Genomic DNA, 16,891 nt, shown 5'->3' with positions numbered 1-16,891 from the left:
AAGAGCCAACAGCGCCAGCCATGTCGCGTTCCGTGTTGCACGGCATGGTGATGCCGCACGACACGCGCAGCTGACTAGAATTTGTAGCCGACGCCGGCGCGAACGGTGTTGATCGACGTATCCACCGCTGACGTGAACCGGATGTATTCCCATTCGGCGCGTGCGAACAGGCCACCGACCAGATTGATGTCCACGCCGAGTCCCGCCGTGTAGCCATAGATCAGGTGGCTATACTGGCCTTCGGTGACGACCGGCGATGTCTTCAAGCCGAGCAGGCTTGGCGGCGTCGTCGAACCCGGCCCGGCGATGACGTTGTCCGTCACTTGAACGGATCTCACGATGTCAGCCTGCCCCAGCGCGAGACCACCGAACATGTAAGGGAGAAATGCACCATAGGCGTAACCGGCGCGCGCACGGAACGTGCCGATATCGTTGATCGCGATCGAGCTCGAAGCCGACGATGTCACCGTGTGATAGTCGTTATCCGACAGCAAATTGAAACGCGACATGCTGGCATTGGACGCGCCGCCGAACTTGCCGTGCAGGTAGCTCATTTCAACGCCGATCACGACGTCGTCCCACTGCGAATTATAGCCGATGAACCCGCCATAGCCGGAGCTCTGCTTCGACTGGCTGGAAAAGCCGAGCGGCCACTGCGAAACACCCATCTCGGCTTCGATCAGCGTGTTGGCCAGCAGTGACGACGTCATGCTTGAATTGGAGCCCGAGAACTTCGTGTCCGAACTGCCGTGACCAACCTGTCCGCCGATATAGAAGCCATCCCACATCGGCCTCTGGACAGGCGGTCCGTCCTGGAACGACCCGCGAAGAAACGGAAGATCCGCGGCCTGAGCGGCCTGCCCCAGACAGACGGCAACGGTGGCAATCAGAAAGCTACGCATCACGACAATTCCTCAACTCACCAACTGCACTGATCATCCCCCGTTAACCTTAATCATTGGTTGCAATCATACCGCCTGCGCAAACAAAAACGGCGCGGGATCATCCCGCGCCGTTAAGCAGTATTAACTCGGAAGCGACGTTGAACGCGCGCTTAGCCCTTGCGGATCAGCGGGGGCGGCGGCGGTGCGTAGACCGGCGCGGCCTCGAGATTCCAGCGCACGCCGAGTTTCAGGTCATGCGAGGTAATGTCCTTGAAGGTGACGGCATATTGGCCAGGCACTGCGCCGGTGAACGGCGTCAGCGAGCCCGTTACGCCATCGCCGAGGTTCATGTAGCTGTAGCCAAGTTCGACCGTCATGTTCGGATTGACCTTGTAGGCCAGACCGGTGTGCAGCGCCCATGCGAAATTCCACTTGGATGCAGCATCGGCGTAAGCCGAACCTGCGAACACGCCTGCGCCGGGACGGAACTGCAAATTCTGGTCCGTGAAGTCAGCAACCGTGACGCGCGCCATGCCGACGCCCGCGCCGATGAACGGCGTCACGCACCACCAAGTGCCGAGATCGACATAGGCGTTGGCCATGGCGACCCATTCGGTCTTCCGGCCGCCATACTGCTCGGACTGAAAGATGCCGACGTTGGCTGGGCCGGTGAAAGAGAAGCGATCGTAACCGTGGAAATTCGAGCTGCCACGGAACTGGCCGGTGATGTCCGCGCGGAACCAGTTGTTGAACTGATAGCCGACGCCGACCTGATAAATGCCACCGGTATCGAAACCAAGGCTCTGCTGCTCAAGCACAGTGTTCGGCGCGTTGTAGCCAACGCCTGCCGGGGTCTCGAGCTTCTTCACTTTCTGATTGCTGAAACCAATATCGCCGCGCAGGTACCAGCCACCGAAATCCTCGACCGGCGGCGGCGCATACATCTGGGGCGGCGGGGGAGCAATTGCCATGTCGGCGGCGAGAACGGCGGTCGACATCAGCGAAGCCGCACCAGCGGCCATAATAAATTTCACGCTACGCATTGGCTTCATCCTTGTTGGGCCAGAGAGGCAAAACAAACGAGGCCTCTCACTCGGAAACTCACGAGCGGACGATGACACCAATGTCTTAAGCGGCACTTAACCCTAACTATTAAGGTTGATTTTTGGTGACGGTAAACTGCACGATCGTCATCGTTCGCCACACCGGCGCCCAAAATCCTAACAATGCGTTGCGATTGTGTAGTTCACCAAAACGCAAAACGCCGCGCATCGGCGCGGCGTTCGCAAAGTCTTAACGATCGGAATGCGGCGCAGAATTAGGCCGCGGCTGCATGCCCCAACGCATGCACGATGGTGTCGACCACCTCCTCCACCATCACGCGATCGTCGCCCTCGCCCATCACGCGGATCACCGGCTCGGTGCCCGACGGACGGATCAGCAGACGGCCATGGCCGTTGAGACGCTGTTCGGCCGCGGCGATGGTGGACTTCACTTCCGCATCGTCGAGCGGCTTGCCGCTGCGATAGCGCACATTCTTCAGGATCTGCGGCAGCGGGTCGAACAGGTGACAGACTTCCGACACCGGACGGCCGAGCTTCTGCACCACCGCCAGCACCTGCAGCGCTGCGACGAAGCCGTCGCCCGTCGTCGCATAGTCGGACATGATGATGTGGCCGGACGGCTCGCCGCCGATATTGTAGCCGTTCTGCAGCATCTGCTCGAGCACGTAGCGATCGCCCACCGCGGTGCGGATCAGCTCGATGCCATGCCCCTGCAGGAAGCGTTCAAGACCGAGATTGGACATGACGGTCGAGACGACGCCGGGCTTGGCAAGACGGCCGTCTTCCTTCCAGCTCTGTGCAATGACCGCGAGCAACTGATCGCCGTCCACCACATGGCCGCGCTCGTCGACGATGATGACGCGATCGGCGTCGCCATCCAGTGCGATGCCGATATCGGCGCGCATCTCGCGCACCTTGCGGCTCAGCGCTTCCGGCGAGGTCGAGCCGCATTCCTTGTTGATGTTGAAGCCATCCGGCTCGACGCCGATGGAAATGACGTCGGCACCCAGCTCCCAGAGCGCTTCGGGTACGACTTTATAGGCTGCGCCATGCGCGCAATCGACGACGACGCGCAGGCCTTCGAGGCTGATGTCGCGCGGCAGCGTGCGCTTGGCGAATTCGATATAGCGGTCATGCACGCCATCGATACGGCGCGCGCGGCCGAGGCTGGCGCTCTGCGACAGCTTGCGGTCGAGATTCTCGTCGAGCAATTCCTCGATCTGCTTCTCCACGTCGTCGGAGAGCTTGAAGCCGAGCGGACCGAACAGCTTGATGCCGTTATCCTCGAACAGATTGTGCGACGCCGAAATCATCACGCCGAGATCGGCGCGCATGGATTTGGTGATCATCGCCACCGCCGGCGTCGGCATCGGGCCGACCAGCAGCACGTCCATGCCCACCGAGGTGAAGCCTGCCACCATGGCGTTCTCGATCATGTAGCCGGACAGACGCGTATCCTTGCCGATCACCACGCGGTGACGATGATCGCCACGCTGGAAGACGAGGCCAGCGGCCTGCCCGACCTTCAGCGCCAATTCCGGCGTGATCAGCCCATTGGCACGCCCGCGAATGCCGTCCGTCCCGAAATACTTGCGGCTCATGGTAACCCCCGTCGCGCCTGCCCGTCGCAGACGCCAAAACGCATTTCCGCGACTCGCTTGCGCGTGCGGCCTCATATGTGACGGACTTATAAGGCCGTGACGGCTAATTTCCCTTCAAAAAATGTGATGAATCATTACCACGGCCAGCATTGGCCTAAATCTGGTAAGATACTGACCAAAATCAGATAATTCTCCACAGGCGGCACCCTGCCGCGGGCGGAACCGGCGAGTTACCCTCGGCGCTTGATGTGCTGATCGCCCCGCGAATGGGCCGGCTGGGTCACGTTCACCGGATCCGAGCCCGGGAAAGTTTCTTCCAGGCCCTCATCGAGCGCGGCATCGAGCCGTCGCTTTTCGGCTTCAGCGGCGGACTTGTCATGCGCCTTGCCGGCATCGCGCGGCTTCGAGCTGCTCATGGCTTTTTCCCTCGGGATTCGACGACATGATGATGACAAGAGTGATGTAGCGGTCACTCCACCATGCTAGATGACGTTTCAACAAAGCAATGACAAGAGCGGCTGGGAGCCTTCATGAAGCATATCACCTGCATCGAAGACCTTCGTATCGAGCACAAGCGCAATGTGCCGAAGGCCTTCTTCGACTATGTCGATCACGGCTCCTATAGCGAGGACACCTTTCGCGCCAACACCGAAGACCTGCAGAAGCTGAAATTCCGCCAGCGCATCCTCGTCGACATCGCCAACCGCGACACCTCGACGACGATCCTCGGCGAGAAGGCGACGATGCCGCTCATCTGCGCGCCGGTCGGCTCCACCGGCATGCAATATGGCGATGGCGAAATCCACGCCTGCCGCGCAGCACAGGCTTTCGGCATCCCCTACACGCTCTCGACCATGTCGATCAATTCGATCGAGGACCTCGCCGAGAATGTCGAGAAGCCGTTCTGGTTTCAGCTGTATGTGATGAAGGACCGCGGCTTCATCAAGGAGCTGATCGAGCGCGCCATGAAGGCCAAGTGCAGCGCCCTGGTGCTGACCGTCGACCTGCAGGTGATCGGCCAGCGCCATCAGGACATCAAGAACGGCCTGTCGGTGCCGCCGCAGATCTACAATCTGAAGAACATGATCGACTTCGTCAGCCATCCCGCCTGGCTGATGCGCACGCTGCAGGCCAAGCGCCGCAACTTCGGCAATATCGCCGGCTTCGTGAAGAACACCGACGATCTCGAATCGGTGTCGCAATGGACCGCGCAGCAATTCGACGCGACGCTGAACTGGAAGGATCTCGACTGGATCCGCAGCATCTGGCCCGGCAAGATCATCATCAAGGGGATCCATGACATCGAGGATGCGCGCGAGGCGGTGAAGGTCGGCGCGCAGGCGATGGTGGTGTCGAACCATGGCGGCCGCCAGCTCGATGGTGCACCGTCGTCGATCTCGGTGCTGCCGGGGATCGTCGATGCTGTCGGCTCCGAAATCGAGGTGATGTTCGACAGCGGCATCCGCTCGGGCCAGGACGTAATGCGTGCGCTCGCACTCGGCGCCAAGTCCTGCATGATCGGCCGCGCCTATGTCTATGGCCTCGGCGCCTATGGCGGACCGGGTGTCACCAAGGCGCTCGACATCCTGCGCAACGAACTCAGCGTGACGATGGGCCTGTGCGGTGTGAACAGCATCGCCGATATCGACAAGCGCGTGCTGGTGCAGTGAAACTGCGACCGTAGGGCGGATTGGCTTCGCTCATCCGCCCTACGGCACAACTCACTCTCACATCGGCGGCGTCAGCCCGTCGCGGCCGACATTCACTCGCGCCGTTTCGAAGCTGCCATCCGCTGCTTTCTTCGCACCCACGATGATAACCTGCGCGCCCGGCTTCAGCTCATCCTTGCTGCCCGGCACGAAGGTCACGATCGGCGTGGTCGGCTCGACGGTGACTTTCTTCTCGCCGTCCTTGTATTTCACCGTCAGCGTCTGACCATCCTTCGCCTCGACCTTCTGATCGACGGTGGCATTCGTCATGCTGCTGTTCGCCCTGAGATCCCATGGCCGCGAGCCTTCGGCGAGACCGCGCATGGATTCCGGGAAGATATGGATTGCGATCGCCTTCTGCGTCCCATCGGCCTGCGGCATGCCGGTGACGCCGACATAATCACCGCTCTTGATATCGGATAACGCGGCCTTGGTGATGCCGGTGACCATCACATTGTCGGACATGCGGACCTTGCGCTCGCCGCCATTGCGCGCCTTGATGTTCAGCACGGCGCCATCCACGCTCTCGATCGATCCGCGGATATTGGACGGTTGCGCCTGCTGCGCCGATGCGGCCGAAACAGTGAGAGATGCAGCGAGCGCCACGCCTGCGAGCATGCGCGCAGAAGTCGGGATCATTCCAACCATAGTGAGTTTCCTTGAAAGCTTGCCCAGCCTTCAAATGGAAACCCTGTGTGGAAAACGCTATTCCGTCCTCACGTCACTGTGAGAACATCATGCAGGCAATGCTGCCATAAGATCGGCCTCGACCTCGGCACGAAGTTCGGGCGTGACGTCGGGACGCTGCCCGAACCACAATTCGAAACCGCGCACCGCCTGATAGAGCAGCATGCCAAGCCCATCGGCCGTGCGCAGGCCACGCGCCCGCGCTGCTGCAAGCAGTGGCGTCTCCAGCGGCACGTAAACGAGATCGGCGACAACGGCTTCAGGAGGCAGCAGACCGAGATCGATCACGAGTTCCGGCTGCCTCTTCATGCCGAGCGACGTGGTGTTCACCAGCAGCGAGACCTGCGGCAGCTTGCTGGCGGCGTCTTCCCACGCCAGCGGAATCACACGCTCGCCGAACAATTTTGCCATCTCCCGCGCACGCTCGATGCTGCGATTGGCGACATAGACATGCTTGATGTCGCGCTCGAGCAACCCGAACACGACGGCACGCGAAGAACCGCCGGCGCCGAGCACGAGCGCATCATCCGCCTGGTCCCATTCCGGCGCGCAGTGATCGAGATTATCGATGAAGCCTTCCACATCCGTGTTGGTGGCGCGCAGCGTGCCGTGATCGTACCACAGCGTGTTGGCCGCACCGACCGCGCGTGCGCGGCGATCCGGCGCCGTCAGCTTCAGCACGCGCTCCTTGTGCGGGATGGTGACATTGGCCCCGATATAGCCGCGCCGCGACAGGTTCATCACGAAATCCGCCACCTCTTCGGGCGGCACGGACTCGATGGTATAGCCACCTTCGATGCCCAGATGACGCAGCCAGTGATGATGGATCAGCGGCGAGCGCGAATGCGCGGCCGGCCAACCGATCAGGCAGGCAGCGCGGGGCTTGGTGGCATCAGACATGGTCGTTCCTTCGCTTCAACCGGAAGCGGTCGTCGCATGAGAATCATGCATGGAGCTGATGGCGATCATCGGGCAGGCTTGCGCCATGCCGCAAGTCCAACGATCGCAGCGATCAACAATGCTGCACCTGCAGCAAACCAGACCGCCGCAAGATGGACATGCAGATAGGCCGTGGTGCCGATCGCCGCGCCGGTCACCATCGCGCTCCAGAGCAACAGATGCGGAAACCAGGCCAAACGCGGCCCGCCTTGCAACGCAACAGCAAGCAGTTGTCCGATCCGGACCAGCGTTCCGGTCATATAGGTCAGCGCGATCCCCGTCGTCCCGCCCTCGGCTTGAAACATCGCATTTTCCAGACCCATCGCCAGCACCACAGCCACCACCGTGTAGCCGGAGAGATCCAGCTCATATGCCGTAGCGCCCGCCCCCAGCAGGATCGCCTCCGCCAGGAGCAATACCCAGCGGCGATGCCGGCCACGGCCATGACCGATCAGGCTGCCGAGGCCGGCACCGACCACGAATAGTGCAATCAGCTTCAGCGCCTCCAGCGCCTTCGGCCAGTTGAACTCGGCGATCATCACCCCCAGCCGGGTCGAATTGCCACTCATGAAGGAGATGAACAGCCCGCTCAGATGAATGAAGCCGATGCCATCGACATAGCCGGCCAGCGCGCTCAAGGCACAGGCCAGCGCAAGATTGCTTCTCACAGTCAGCATGGTCGCCCGTAATCCCCACCTCGTTACCGCATTTATTCAAAAGCGATGGCGAGAGGGCAAGAGCTGTGGGCGAGCATTGTTGACTCAGAATATTTATTGGGGGTACATTTAATTGCGTGAAGGTCACCTATGATCCCGCGAAGTGCCAGACGGCCATCGACGAGCGAGGGATACACTTCGCCGATGCCGTCATCGTGTTCGACGGCCCGACCATCAACCTGGAAGATCGGCGTCGCGACTATGGTGAGCAGCGCTTTCAAACCATCGGTTTCCTCGCTGGACGCATGGTGATGGTCGTATGGACGCCGCGCGGCGAAGCGCGGCATGTGATGTCGATGAGAAAATGCAATGCCCGCGAAAAAGCGATCTATCAAAAGCGATTTGACGAAGCTTGATGCGCACGAGATCACCGACGCGGAATATGATGATGCGCCGCAATTGACCGACGAGATGCTTGATCGCGCCGAGATTCGTCACGGTGACAAGATCATCAAGCGCGGCCGACCGCCATTGGCGCAGCCGAAGGAAGCGATCAAACTGCGGATCGATCAGGACATCCTCGCCGCCTATCGCAGGACCGGCAGCGGCTGGCAGACCCGCATCAACGCGGATCTGCGCAAGGCCGCGAAAAAACTCGCCTGACGAACCTCACGCCGCCACGCGATGCGCCGCGACGATCTGGTCGGCGGTGCGGCCGTTCACCTCGGCCATATGGTCGAAGCTGCGGGTGAAGCTGCCTGCCCCCGCGGTGGCCGAGCGCAGTTCGACGATCAGGTCGCCGATCTCCGCTTCCGGCAACTGCGCGCGAACGACATCCCAGCCTGCCCATCCTTCACGGGTGTCGAAGCCCAGGATCTGCCCGCGCCGGCCGGACAGGATCGCATTGATCTTCGCCGTGGCTTCGTTCGGACACACGATTTCCACCGCATGGATGGGCTCCAGCAGCACCGACTGGCAATGCGGCAGGGCCTCGCTGACGCCGATCCGCGCCGCCGTGCGAAACGCCTGATCGGACGAATCCACGCTGTGATAGGAGCCATCGGTCAGCGTGACCTTCACGTCCACCACGGGAAAGCCAAGCGGGCCGCGCGCCAGGCCATCGACGACCCCCTCCTCCACGGCGGACATGTAGTTGCGTGGCACGGCGCCGCCGACCACTTTCTCCTGAAACACAAAGCCCTCACCGCGGGATTGCGGGCCGATCTCCAGCAACACGTCACCAAATTGCCCGTGGCCGCCGGACTGTTTCTTGTGCTTGCCCCGCTGGGTGATCGATTTGCGGATGGTCTCGCGATAGCCGATTGCCGGCGGATGCGATTTCACGTTGATGCCGAAGCGATCACGCAGCCGTTCCATGGCAACGCGTAGATGCATTTCGCCCTGTCCCCACAGCACGACGCCGTGGCTCTGCGCATCGATGACGGACGACAGCGATGGATCCTCCTCGGTCAGGCGCTGCAGCGCCTGGCCGAGCTTCACATCGTCCTTGCGATCGATCGATGCCAGCGCCATCGCAAGCACAGGCGACACGGGCTCGCCGAGATGCAGCGTGTCCGGCGCAGACTTGCTTGTGCCGAGCGTATCGCCTGTCCTGAGCGCATCGAGTTTGCCGAGTGCAACGGTATCGCCAGCCTGCGCGTGGCTGCGTTTGTCACTGCCGTTGGCCAGCGACAGGATACCCGATACACGACCGCTTTCGCCTGAAGAGGCCAGCACGGTCGCGCCGTCATCGATGTGCCCCTGCAGGATACGCGCATAGGACAGCTTGCCGCCATGCTGCAGATGGCTGGTCTTGAAGATGTAGGCGAGCGCATCCTTGCTCTCACGCAATCCCATCCGCTTCACGGTATCCGCGACGCCCGGCGCCTCATGGCGCAACGCCTTCATCAGCCGCAACACACCGTTCTCGCGGATTGCCGAGCCGATCAGCACCGGACAGATCAAGCCCTCGCGCAACTCGCGCGCAAGATCGTCGAATATTGCATCGGCGGGTGGCGCGATGTCGTCGAGCAACTGCTCCATCAAAGCATCGTCGTGATCCGCGAGCTTCTCCAGCATCTGGAAACGCGCTTCCTTTTCGCGATCGAGATCATCGCCATCGAGCGTTACGACTTCCGATGCCTTGTGCTCGCGATAGACGAAGGCGCGCTCCAGCGCGAGATCGACGAAGCCGGCAACGAGATCGCCGTTCCAGATCGGGATCTGCCGCAACACCAGCGGCACACGCGAGGCCGGCTGCAAGGTTGCCAGCGTCTCGCGCACGCGCTTATGCGCGCGATCGATCTTGTTGAGGAACAGGAAGCGGGGAATATGCAGGTCTTCCAGCTCGCGCAGGACAAGCTGCAATTGCGGCAGCTTGCGCTCATCCGCCTCACAGACGACTACCGCGGCATCGACCGCCGGCAGCGCCGCGCGCATGTCCTGTGCGAATTCAACCGAGCCGGGGCAATCGATGAACGTGTAGTCGTCGCCCATGAACGTGGTCGTCACCGCGGTGAGCCCGACACCCATCTTGTGCGCCCGCGCCTCGGCTGTCGCATCGCCGACGGTCGTGCCGCTTTCAACGTTTCCCGCTTTCGGGATCGCTCCCGTCCGCGCAAGGATCGCTTCAAGCAGGGATGTTTTTCCGCTCTGGAAAGGGCCCACGAGTGCAATACATCGTGGACCACTGGGTTTAAAAGGGATTGGGGGACTTCTCAGGTCTTGTCCCATACGCCGCCTCCTGGTCTGGAGCTCGGCCCATGATTGGGTCGGCGATTGGATGCTCCGCCCGGTCAGGGAATTTGGCAAGCCGGAAATGTTGCTGCATCGCGGCGACAGGCTGAGGGGCCGAAGGTGGGCAAAGCACAGCATCCCCACCATCACGTTTATGGCACTTGACGGTGGGCAAGGCTCAAGTGCGCCTTTGCGACCATCAGATGGCGCTAGCGCCCCGGACGCAGCTCCAGGCTCTGCAAGCCTGCCGCGACATTGAGACCGACCGAGCCCTGCAAGCTCAGCGGCTGCAGCGCGATGGAATTCTGCGAACCGCCCACGAGGACATTGGCGCCGACACCAACACCGAAGGACGCACTGCTCTGCGCGCCGGCATAGTTACCGGAGATATCGCCGGGGCCGCTGTAGTTCACGGGCGCAAACACAGCCCAGGACAGCGCGGTTTCCTCGGTGATGCCGAGATCGAGGCCGACCTTGCGGATGGTCGCCACATAAGGCTGATCCGGCCGGCCGGTGCCGGTGAGCACGCAGCCGAGATTGGTCACGGAGCCGACGACAAAGCCGACACTGGCGCCGCCACGGCAATTCAACACGCCGAGCTGGACGCCCTGCTGCGATTGCGCCTGCGAGGCGGTGAGGACGGCGGTGGTCGCAATGCCGAGAAGAAGCGCAGACAGGCGAGTCATCGAATATCTCCGGGTGATGCACGGAAGTGAGGATGTCGATCGACTATCCATAGCCAATGATACCGCTCAATGACAACGTGCCACGCGCAGAGGGTGCAACAAAAAGGGCCCGCTTGCGCGAGCCCTTTCGTTAACCTTGCCGTTTCTTGAAGAAACCAGGTGATCGCAAAGCGATCACGAGATCGCCTTAGTGGCGATGGCGACGCTGCTTTTTGTAGCGGTGACCGCTGATCGGGCCGGTCGATTCCAGCTGCAGCTGGACGATGCCGGAAGCCACGTTCAGGCCGACCTGGCCCTGCACCGACACCGGCTGCAGGCCGTACAGGTTGTTCGGGCCACCGACGAGGAAGTTGCCGCCGAAGCCGACGCCGACCGAGGCGTTGGTACCGACGCCGCCGTACTCACCGGCGAGACCGCCGCGCGGCACGCGGGTGGTCGGAGCATAGATCGCCCACTGAACGGTGGTGTTGTCGGTGAAGCCGAGATCGATGCCGAAGCGGCGGATGTTGGCGACGTAACCTTCAGCACGGCCACCGGCGCTCTGGAACACGCAGTTCAGGTGAGCATTCGAGCCGAGCACGAAGCCGACGTTCTGGCCACCGCGGCACTCGAGCACGCCGACCTGAACCTGGCCGGGCTGCTGAGCATTTGCGGTCGCAACCGACGCTGCGAGGGCAATGCCCGCGAGGCCGAACATCTTGGAAAGTCGCATAGTCTTAACTCCACCTTGGGGTTTTGATAGTGCGGGGGACAAGAAGGAAGTGCCGTGTCGAAAACAAGGCACTTCCCGAATTAAGCCCCGAAACCGTCAAAAGTTTCGAGGCCTTTTCGTTACCGAAGATTTCCGCAGAAGCGCTGGATGCGGTTGCAGGCGTCTTCGAGGTCGGAGGTCTTGGTCGCATAGGAGATGCGGAATGCCGGGCCGAGGCCGAAAGCCGACCCCTGCACCACCGCAACGCCTTCGGTCTCCAGCAGTTCGGTCACGAAGTCCTCGTCATTGGCAATGACCTTGCCCGAAGGCGCAGTCTTGCCGATGGTGCCGGCGCAGGACGGATACACGTAGAAGGCGCCTTCCGGACGCGGACATTCGATCCCCGTGGCCTGGTTCAGCATCGCCACGACGAGATCGCGGCGCTCCTTGAACACGGCATTGTTCTTCGCGATGAAGTCCTGCGGGCCGTTCAGCGCTTCCACGGCCGCCCACTGGGCGATCGAGGACGGGTTCGAGGTCGACTGCGACTGGATGGTCGACATCGCCTTGATCAGGTTGGCCGGGCCGCCGGCATAGCCGATGCGCCAGCCGGTCATGCAATAGGCCTTCGACACGCCGTTCACGGTCAGCGTGCGGTCATAGAGCTTCGGCTCGATCTGCGCGACGGTGGTGAATTCGAAGTCGTCATAGACCAGATGCTCATACATGTCGTCGGTCATCACCCACACATGCGGGTGCTTCACGAGCACGTCGGTGAGCGCCTGCAGTTCGGCCTTCTTGTAGGCCGCACCGGTCGGGTTCGACGGCGAGCACAGGATGACCCACTTGGTCTTCGGCGTGATCGCGGCTTCCAGGGCAGCGGCCTGCAGCTTGAAACCGAATTCCGCGGTGCAGGTCACCGACACCGGCGTGCCGCCGGCGAGCGCCACCATTTCCGGATAGCTCACCCAATACGGCGCCGGGATGATGACCTCATCGCCCGGGTTCAGCGTCGCCATCAGCGCGTTGTAGAGTACCTGCTTGCCGCCGGTGCCAACGATGATCTGGTTCGGCTTGTAGGTGACGCCGTTCTCGCGCTGAAACTTCGCGATGATCGCGTCCTTCAGCTCGGGAATGCCGTCTACGGCGGTGTACTTGGTCTTGCCCGCCTCGATGGCGTGAATGGCAGCCAGCTTGATGTTGGCCGGGGTGTCGAAATCCGGCTCGCCCGACCCAAGGCCGATGACGTTGCGACCAGCGGCTTTCAGCGCACGCGCTTTATCCGTGACCGCAATCGTTGCGGACGGCTTCACGCGGTCGAGAGCGCTAGACAAGAACGACATCATCTTCTCCTTGGGAAACAGCCGGAGACCCGCGGTCCGCGGCGACAAAATTACGATCCTGCTTGGGATCGGCGCACCCTAGTGCGTGCGACCTGGCATCGCAAGGCGCTCAGGCCCGAAACCCATCTGGAAGCGATGCAATTTCAGGGAAATTTAAAGTGAGCGTGGTTAGCCTGACCCGCAGCCGCCAATGGTGATTTTGAGTGAAAATGTCCGGTATTCGGCAACAGATCGGAAGCGGCGCCTGGCTGACCGCGGAACGCGCGCGGGTCTATAGCCTGATCCTGCTGGTGTTGACGGTGGTCATTTCAGCACTCTGGCTGTTCGGATCCGACGGGGTGATCGACCGCAACGGCAAGCCGATCGGCACCGATTTCTCCAGTTTCTACGCCGCCGGCTCGCTGGCGCGCGAGGGACGGGCCATCGAGGTCTACGATACGCCCATTCACTATGCCCGCGAACAACAGCTGTTCGGCGAGCGCACGCCCTACTATGCCTGGTTTTACCCGCCGATTTTCCTGCTGATTGCAGCTCCGCTGTCGGCTCTGCCCTACTGGCTTGCGCTGGCCGTGTGGCAGGGTGCCAGTGGCCTGTTCTATGGCATGACGACAGCAGCGATCCTTCGCCGTGCGCGCCTCCCCGACGCGATCCGCAACACCGGCCTCCTCGCCGCCATCGCTTTTCCCGCGGTGCTGATCAATCTTGGTCACGGACAGAACGGCTTCCTCACCGCGGGCCTGTTCGCGAGCGCGCTTCTCGCATTGCCGAAGCGCCCCATCCTCGCTGGTATCCTGCTCGCATCGATGGCCTACAAGCCGCAATTCGCGCTGGTCATTCCGCTCGCCCTGCTGGCAGCGCGACAGTGGCAGGCCTTCGCAAGCGCCGCAGCAGCCGTGATCGGACTGATCGCCCTCACATCAGCGATCTTCGGCATCGATATCTGGTCGGCTTTCATGGCCACCGGCGATCTGTCGCGCAAGTTGCTGCTCGAACAGGGCGAGGTCGGCTTCGCCAAATTGCAGAGCACATTCGCCGTCGCTCGCATGTGGAGCGCTGGAATCATGCTGGCCTATCTCCTGCAAGGCCTGGCTACTGCGGTTGTGATCATCAGCGCTGCATGGGCCTGGCGCACTACAACTGATACCAGTGTGCGTGCGGCGATCCTGTTGATTGCAGCGCTTCTGGCATCGCCCCATGTGCTCGATTACGACCTGATGCTGCTTGGCCCGGCCATCGCCTTCATGGTCATCGCTGGCACCACTTCCGGCTTTCACCGCTACGAGATCACACTGCTAGCCGCCGCCTGGGCCGTGCCGCTGCTGGCGCGACCGGTGGCTGAAGCCAGCGGCATTCCGCTCGGCTGGGCGACGCTGATCGCACTTTACATCGCGGCACTGCAACGTGTGACGACAGCTCGCCAACACGTGAAGGCGGCCGACGCACCACTCGCATCGACGTGATCTTCTCGAAAGCCCATGGTGTGGAGGCGCGTTTGCCAGTGCTGACAAAGTCCTTGGTGGTTTTCGACTTTTTCCAGTCTCCGACCCTTGCGAGCAGGCCCTCGGGGCATCATTGTCTAGGCGCAATGCGACGCTGAGGTCGCCCCGCATCACCCGAAAGATCGACCCCGGCGAATGTACAAGCTCTATTCGATGCAGCGCTCTGGTAACAGCTACAAGGTCCGCCTTGCGCTGGCGTTCATCGACGCGCCGTATCGCGCCATCGAGGTGGACATCCTGCGCGGCGAGAGCCGTACACCGGAATTCCTGGCCAAGAATCCGAGCGGCCAGGTGCCGTTGCTCGAAATCGCCGAAGGCCGTTATCTCGCCGAATCGAATGCCATCCTGTGGTACGTCGCCGTCGGCACGTCACTCGCGCCGGAATCGCGGATGGATCGCGCGGAAGCCATGCAGTGGATGTTCTTTGAACAGCATGCGCTGGAGCCCAATCTTGGCGCCGCCTATTTCTGGCTCTGCCTCGTCCGCGGCGGCCGCGACCTGCAGACCCACGCCCTCGACGACTGGATGGAGCGCGGCTACGCGGCGCTGCAGGTGATGGAGAATCACCTCAAGACCCACGAATTCTTCGCCGCCAACCAGCTGACCGTCGCCGACATCGCCCTCTATGCCTACACCCATGTGGCCGAGCAGTGCGATTTCGACCTCGCAAGCTTCCCGTCCATTCGCCGCTGGCTGCGCCATGTGGAGCAGCAGCCGGGCTTCATCACCATGGACTGGCATCCGACCTCGACGGAATACGATACCGTTGACGCCATTGCCGGGGCATAAATAGCGCATTCGTGAGCATAAAAAGCTTAAATGCCACTTTCCCGCCACAGTTGCCCCATTTCGCGCCGCAATCTCGCCTGTCCTCGCAGTAAATTTTAGTACGCGGGTGATTCGTCCGCGATTTGAAGGATTTACGGCCATGATACGGTCGCTCCGTGCGGGAGCAGGATTTGAGGCACGCCCCGCGCCCGTTGCATCTGCCAGACTGATCAACGCCGTTGCGGCATCGCTGGCGGTCGGCTGCCTGTCGCTTTGCGTCATCCTCACGCTCACCGTGATCTCGATCCGGGGCGTATCGGCGATGCCGCTCTGACGGTCGCAAAACTCATATATCAACATCGCGATGCGCTGATGCATTGCAACATAGACGACGTCTCCGTGGTGGAGTTCGCGTGATGAAGAGCACACGATGAAACGGCCGGTGGTTTGGGTCACGACCTCGCTGATGATCGCGATCGTGGTGACGACGACATTCCTGATCGCGACCACGAGCCGTGGCGAGCCGACGTCGTTCGGCTCATCGGCCGGCCGGCTGGACGTGCACACCGTGGCCTCCGGCCTGTCCTATCCGTGGGCGCTCGCTTTCCTGCCCGAAGGACGCGTGCTGGTCACGGAGAAGCCCGGCCGCATGCGCATCGCCGCTGCACAGGGCCAATTGTCACCGGCCGTGAAGGGCGTGCCCGAGGTCATGGCCACCGGCCAGGGTGGCCTGCTCGATGTCATCACCGACAAGGGTTTTGCGCAGAACAACACGATCTATTTCTGCTACTCGGAGCGCGCCGGCAATGGCGGCCGCACCGCCGTCGCGCGTGCGAAGCTCATTGATGGTGCCGCGCCACGTCTCGAAGAGATGAAGGTCATCTTCCGGCAGGAAGGGCCGCTCTCCACCGGCAACCATTACGGCTGCCGCATCGTGCAGGCCGCCGACAACAATCTCTTCGTCACCCTCGGCGAGCACTATAGCGGTCGCAACGAAGCACAGAACCTTGCCAACCATCTCGGCAAGATCGTCCGCATCACCACCGATGGCGCCGCCCCGCCGGATAATCCCTTTGTCGGCCGCGACGGCGCCAGGCCGGAGATCTGGAGCTACGGCCACCGCAATGCGCAGAGCCTCGCGATCAATCCCGCCAACAACGAGCTCTGGGAAATCGAGCACGGCCCGCGCGGCGGCGACGAGGTCAACATCATCGGCAAGGGCAAGAATTACGGCTGGCCGGTGATCGGCTTTGGCATCGACTATTCCGGCGCCAAGATCCATGAAAGCACGTCGAAGCCCGGCATGGAGCAGCCGATCAAGCACTGGGTGCCATCGATCGCCCCGTCCGGCATGGCCTTCTACACCGGCGACCTATTCCCGCGCTGGCGCGGCAGCCTGTTCACCGGCGCCCTCGCCGGCCAGTTCCTGGTGCGGCTGCAGTTGAACGGCAATGCCGTGACCTCCGAGGAGCGCATCCTGCAAAATCTCAGCGAACGCATTCGCGATGTGCGCCAGGGGCCGGATGGCGCGTTGTGGCTGCTGACGGATAGTTCGTCGGGACGGTTGCTGCGGATTACGCCCGCAGGGAAGTGAGGCCTGCCGCTCCACTGTCATTGCCCGCGAAAGC

Annotated in this window: 18 protein-coding genes; 7 read left to right on the top strand and 11 right to left on the bottom strand. The window is 61.9% G+C overall.

All coding sequences use genetic code 11. The annotated features are described in order from the left end of the window. Positions 1-74: 74 nt before the first annotated feature. From ACIQ17_RS04265 to ACIQ17_RS04250, 4 genes are all read right to left on the bottom strand, one after another. Positions 75-902 (bottom strand): outer membrane protein, encoded by an 828-nt coding sequence (locus ACIQ17_RS04265; protein ID WP_398465734.1) that lies wholly within the window; start codon positions 900-902, stop codon positions 75-77. A 152-nt stretch (positions 903-1,054) separates the two neighbouring features. Beyond that, the gene (locus ACIQ17_RS04260; protein ID WP_398465732.1) at positions 1,055-1,927 is read right to left on the bottom strand and encodes an outer membrane protein; all 873 of its coding nucleotides are present in this window, start codon (positions 1,925-1,927) and stop codon (positions 1,055-1,057) included. Positions 1,928-2,202: 275 nt separating this feature from the next. Then, positions 2,203-3,549: a phosphoglucosamine mutase gene (gene glmM / locus ACIQ17_RS04255; RefSeq protein WP_398465730.1), complete on the bottom strand. Its 1,347-nt coding sequence runs from the start codon at positions 3,547-3,549 to the stop codon at positions 2,203-2,205. A 230-nt stretch (positions 3,550-3,779) separates the two neighbouring features. Beyond that, positions 3,780-3,965, bottom strand: coding sequence for a hypothetical protein (locus tag ACIQ17_RS04250; protein ID WP_398465728.1), 186 nt, complete (start codon positions 3,963-3,965; stop codon positions 3,780-3,782). Positions 3,966-4,079: 114 nt separating this feature from the next. Here ACIQ17_RS04250 and ACIQ17_RS04245 point away from each other — a divergent pair, with 114 nt between their 5' ends. Next, positions 4,080-5,219 (top strand): L-lactate dehydrogenase, encoded by a 1,140-nt coding sequence (locus ACIQ17_RS04245; protein ID WP_398465726.1) that lies wholly within the window; start codon positions 4,080-4,082, stop codon positions 5,217-5,219. Positions 5,220-5,276: 57 nt separating this feature from the next. Here ACIQ17_RS04245 and ACIQ17_RS04240 read toward each other — a convergent pair whose 3' ends face one another. The 3 genes from ACIQ17_RS04240 to ACIQ17_RS04230 all read right to left on the bottom strand — a co-directional run bounded on the left by ACIQ17_RS04240 (position 5,277) and on the right by ACIQ17_RS04230 (position 7,561). Continuing rightward, positions 5,277-5,897 (bottom strand): hypothetical protein, encoded by a 621-nt coding sequence (locus ACIQ17_RS04240; RefSeq protein ID WP_398465793.1) that lies wholly within the window; start codon positions 5,895-5,897, stop codon positions 5,277-5,279. Positions 5,898-5,993: 96 nt separating this feature from the next. Then, a complete protein-coding gene (locus tag ACIQ17_RS04235) occupies positions 5,994-6,845 on the bottom strand; it encodes a shikimate dehydrogenase (protein WP_398465724.1) in 852 nt (283 codons plus the stop codon). Positions 6,846-6,910: 65 nt separating this feature from the next. Then, positions 6,911-7,561 (bottom strand): YoaK family protein, encoded by a 651-nt coding sequence (locus ACIQ17_RS04230; protein WP_398465722.1) that lies wholly within the window; start codon positions 7,559-7,561, stop codon positions 6,911-6,913. A gap of 116 nt (positions 7,562-7,677) precedes the next feature. Between ACIQ17_RS04230 and ACIQ17_RS04225 the strand changes: the two genes are divergently transcribed. Both ACIQ17_RS04225 and ACIQ17_RS04220 read left to right on the top strand, forming a co-directional pair. Further along, the gene (locus ACIQ17_RS04225; RefSeq protein WP_398465720.1) at positions 7,678-7,956 is read left to right on the top strand and encodes a BrnT family toxin; all 279 of its coding nucleotides are present in this window, start codon (positions 7,678-7,680) and stop codon (positions 7,954-7,956) included. Continuing rightward, positions 7,943-8,203 carry a BrnA antitoxin family protein gene (locus ACIQ17_RS04220; protein ID WP_398465718.1) on the top strand — a complete coding sequence of 87 codons (261 nt, stop codon included), beginning with the start codon at positions 7,943-7,945 and terminating at the stop codon, positions 8,201-8,203. The genes ACIQ17_RS04225 and ACIQ17_RS04220 overlap by 14 nt, the downstream gene beginning before the upstream one ends. A 6-nt stretch (positions 8,204-8,209) precedes the next feature. Here the strand turns inward: ACIQ17_RS04220 and ACIQ17_RS04215 are convergent, their stop codons facing one another. From ACIQ17_RS04215 to ACIQ17_RS04200, 4 genes are all read right to left on the bottom strand, one after another. Continuing rightward, the gene (locus tag ACIQ17_RS04215) at positions 8,210-10,273 is read right to left on the bottom strand and encodes an elongation factor G (RefSeq protein WP_398465716.1); all 2,064 of its coding nucleotides are present in this window, start codon (positions 10,271-10,273) and stop codon (positions 8,210-8,212) included. Between the two features lie 212 nt (positions 10,274-10,485). Beyond that, complete coding sequence (locus tag ACIQ17_RS04210; protein ID WP_398465714.1) at positions 10,486-10,962, bottom strand: DUF992 domain-containing protein; 477 nt, start codon at positions 10,960-10,962, stop codon at positions 10,486-10,488. Between the two features lie 187 nt (positions 10,963-11,149). Continuing rightward, positions 11,150-11,674 carry a DUF992 domain-containing protein gene (locus tag ACIQ17_RS04205; RefSeq protein ID WP_398465712.1) on the bottom strand — a complete coding sequence of 175 codons (525 nt, stop codon included), beginning with the start codon at positions 11,672-11,674 and terminating at the stop codon, positions 11,150-11,152. A 119-nt stretch (positions 11,675-11,793) separates the two neighbouring features. Continuing rightward, positions 11,794-12,996 (bottom strand): pyridoxal phosphate-dependent aminotransferase, encoded by a 1,203-nt coding sequence (locus ACIQ17_RS04200; protein ID WP_398465710.1) that lies wholly within the window; start codon positions 12,994-12,996, stop codon positions 11,794-11,796. Positions 12,997-13,205: 209 nt separating this feature from the next. On the opposite strand from ACIQ17_RS04200, the gene ACIQ17_RS04195 reads away from it, so the two are divergent. The 4 genes from ACIQ17_RS04195 to ACIQ17_RS04180 all read left to right on the top strand — a co-directional run bounded on the left by ACIQ17_RS04195 (position 13,206) and on the right by ACIQ17_RS04180 (position 16,857). Further along, on the top strand, positions 13,206-14,456 hold the full coding sequence (locus ACIQ17_RS04195) for a glycosyltransferase family 87 protein (protein ID WP_398465708.1): 1,251 nt from the start codon (positions 13,206-13,208) through the stop codon (positions 14,454-14,456). A 174-nt stretch (positions 14,457-14,630) separates the two neighbouring features. Then, positions 14,631-15,284 carry a glutathione S-transferase family protein gene (locus tag ACIQ17_RS04190; protein ID WP_398465706.1) on the top strand — a complete coding sequence of 218 codons (654 nt, stop codon included), beginning with the start codon at positions 14,631-14,633 and terminating at the stop codon, positions 15,282-15,284. A 139-nt stretch (positions 15,285-15,423) separates the two neighbouring features. Further along, the gene (locus ACIQ17_RS04185; protein WP_398465704.1) at positions 15,424-15,597 is read left to right on the top strand and encodes a hypothetical protein; all 174 of its coding nucleotides are present in this window, start codon (positions 15,424-15,426) and stop codon (positions 15,595-15,597) included. 96 nt (positions 15,598-15,693) lie between these two features. Next, positions 15,694-16,857, top strand: a complete 1,164-nt coding sequence (locus ACIQ17_RS04180) for a PQQ-dependent sugar dehydrogenase (protein WP_398465702.1) — start codon at positions 15,694-15,696, stop codon at positions 16,855-16,857. Positions 16,858-16,891: the final 34 nt, after the last annotated feature.

Origin of the sequence: Tardiphaga sp. (genome assembly GCF_044340795.1) — a bacterium.
In the GTDB taxonomy this organism is placed as follows: Bacteria; Pseudomonadota; Alphaproteobacteria; order Rhizobiales; family Xanthobacteraceae; genus Tardiphaga.
The sequence above is the reverse complement of the archived record's forward strand: the minus strand, read 5'-3'. Positions and strand labels throughout refer to the sequence as shown.

Bases quoted from the DNA above. Each gene is read 5' to 3' on its own strand.
- ACIQ17_RS04260 (WP_398465732.1), bottom strand. From the start codon at position 1,927: ATGCGTAGCGTGAAATTTATTATGGCCGCTGGTGCGGCTTCGCTGATG.
- ACIQ17_RS04215 (WP_398465716.1), bottom strand. From the start codon at position 10,273: ATGGGACAAGACCTGAGAAGTCCCCCAATCCCTTTTAAACCCAGTGGT.
- ACIQ17_RS04200 (WP_398465710.1), bottom strand. From the start codon at position 12,996: ATGTCGTTCTTGTCTAGCGCTCTCGACCGCGTGAAGCCGTCCGCAACG.
- ACIQ17_RS04185 (WP_398465704.1), top strand. From the start codon at position 15,424: ATGATACGGTCGCTCCGTGCGGGAGCAGGATTTGAGGCACGCCCCGCG.
- ACIQ17_RS04210 (WP_398465714.1), bottom strand. From the start codon at position 10,962: ATGACTCGCCTGTCTGCGCTTCTTCTCGGCATTGCGACCACCGCCGTC.
- ACIQ17_RS04195 (WP_398465708.1), top strand. From the start codon at position 13,206: ATGTCCGGTATTCGGCAACAGATCGGAAGCGGCGCCTGGCTGACCGCG.
- ACIQ17_RS04230 (WP_398465722.1), bottom strand. From the start codon at position 7,561: ATGCTGACTGTGAGAAGCAATCTTGCGCTGGCCTGTGCCTTGAGCGCG.
- ACIQ17_RS04250 (WP_398465728.1), bottom strand. From the start codon at position 3,965: ATGAGCAGCTCGAAGCCGCGCGATGCCGGCAAGGCGCATGACAAGTCC.
- ACIQ17_RS04240 (WP_398465793.1), bottom strand. From the start codon at position 5,897: ATGATCCCGACTTCTGCGCGCATGCTCGCAGGCGTGGCGCTCGCTGCA.
- ACIQ17_RS04205 (WP_398465712.1), bottom strand. From the start codon at position 11,674: ATGCGACTTTCCAAGATGTTCGGCCTCGCGGGCATTGCCCTCGCAGCG.
- ACIQ17_RS04265 (WP_398465734.1), bottom strand. From the start codon at position 902: ATGCGTAGCTTTCTGATTGCCACCGTTGCCGTCTGTCTGGGGCAGGCC.
- ACIQ17_RS04190 (WP_398465706.1), top strand. From the start codon at position 14,631: ATGTACAAGCTCTATTCGATGCAGCGCTCTGGTAACAGCTACAAGGTC.
- ACIQ17_RS04180 (WP_398465702.1), top strand. From the start codon at position 15,694: ATGAAACGGCCGGTGGTTTGGGTCACGACCTCGCTGATGATCGCGATC.
- glmM (WP_398465730.1), bottom strand. From the start codon at position 3,549: ATGAGCCGCAAGTATTTCGGGACGGACGGCATTCGCGGGCGTGCCAAT.
- ACIQ17_RS04235 (WP_398465724.1), bottom strand. From the start codon at position 6,845: ATGTCTGATGCCACCAAGCCCCGCGCTGCCTGCCTGATCGGTTGGCCG.
- ACIQ17_RS04245 (WP_398465726.1), top strand. From the start codon at position 4,080: ATGAAGCATATCACCTGCATCGAAGACCTTCGTATCGAGCACAAGCGC.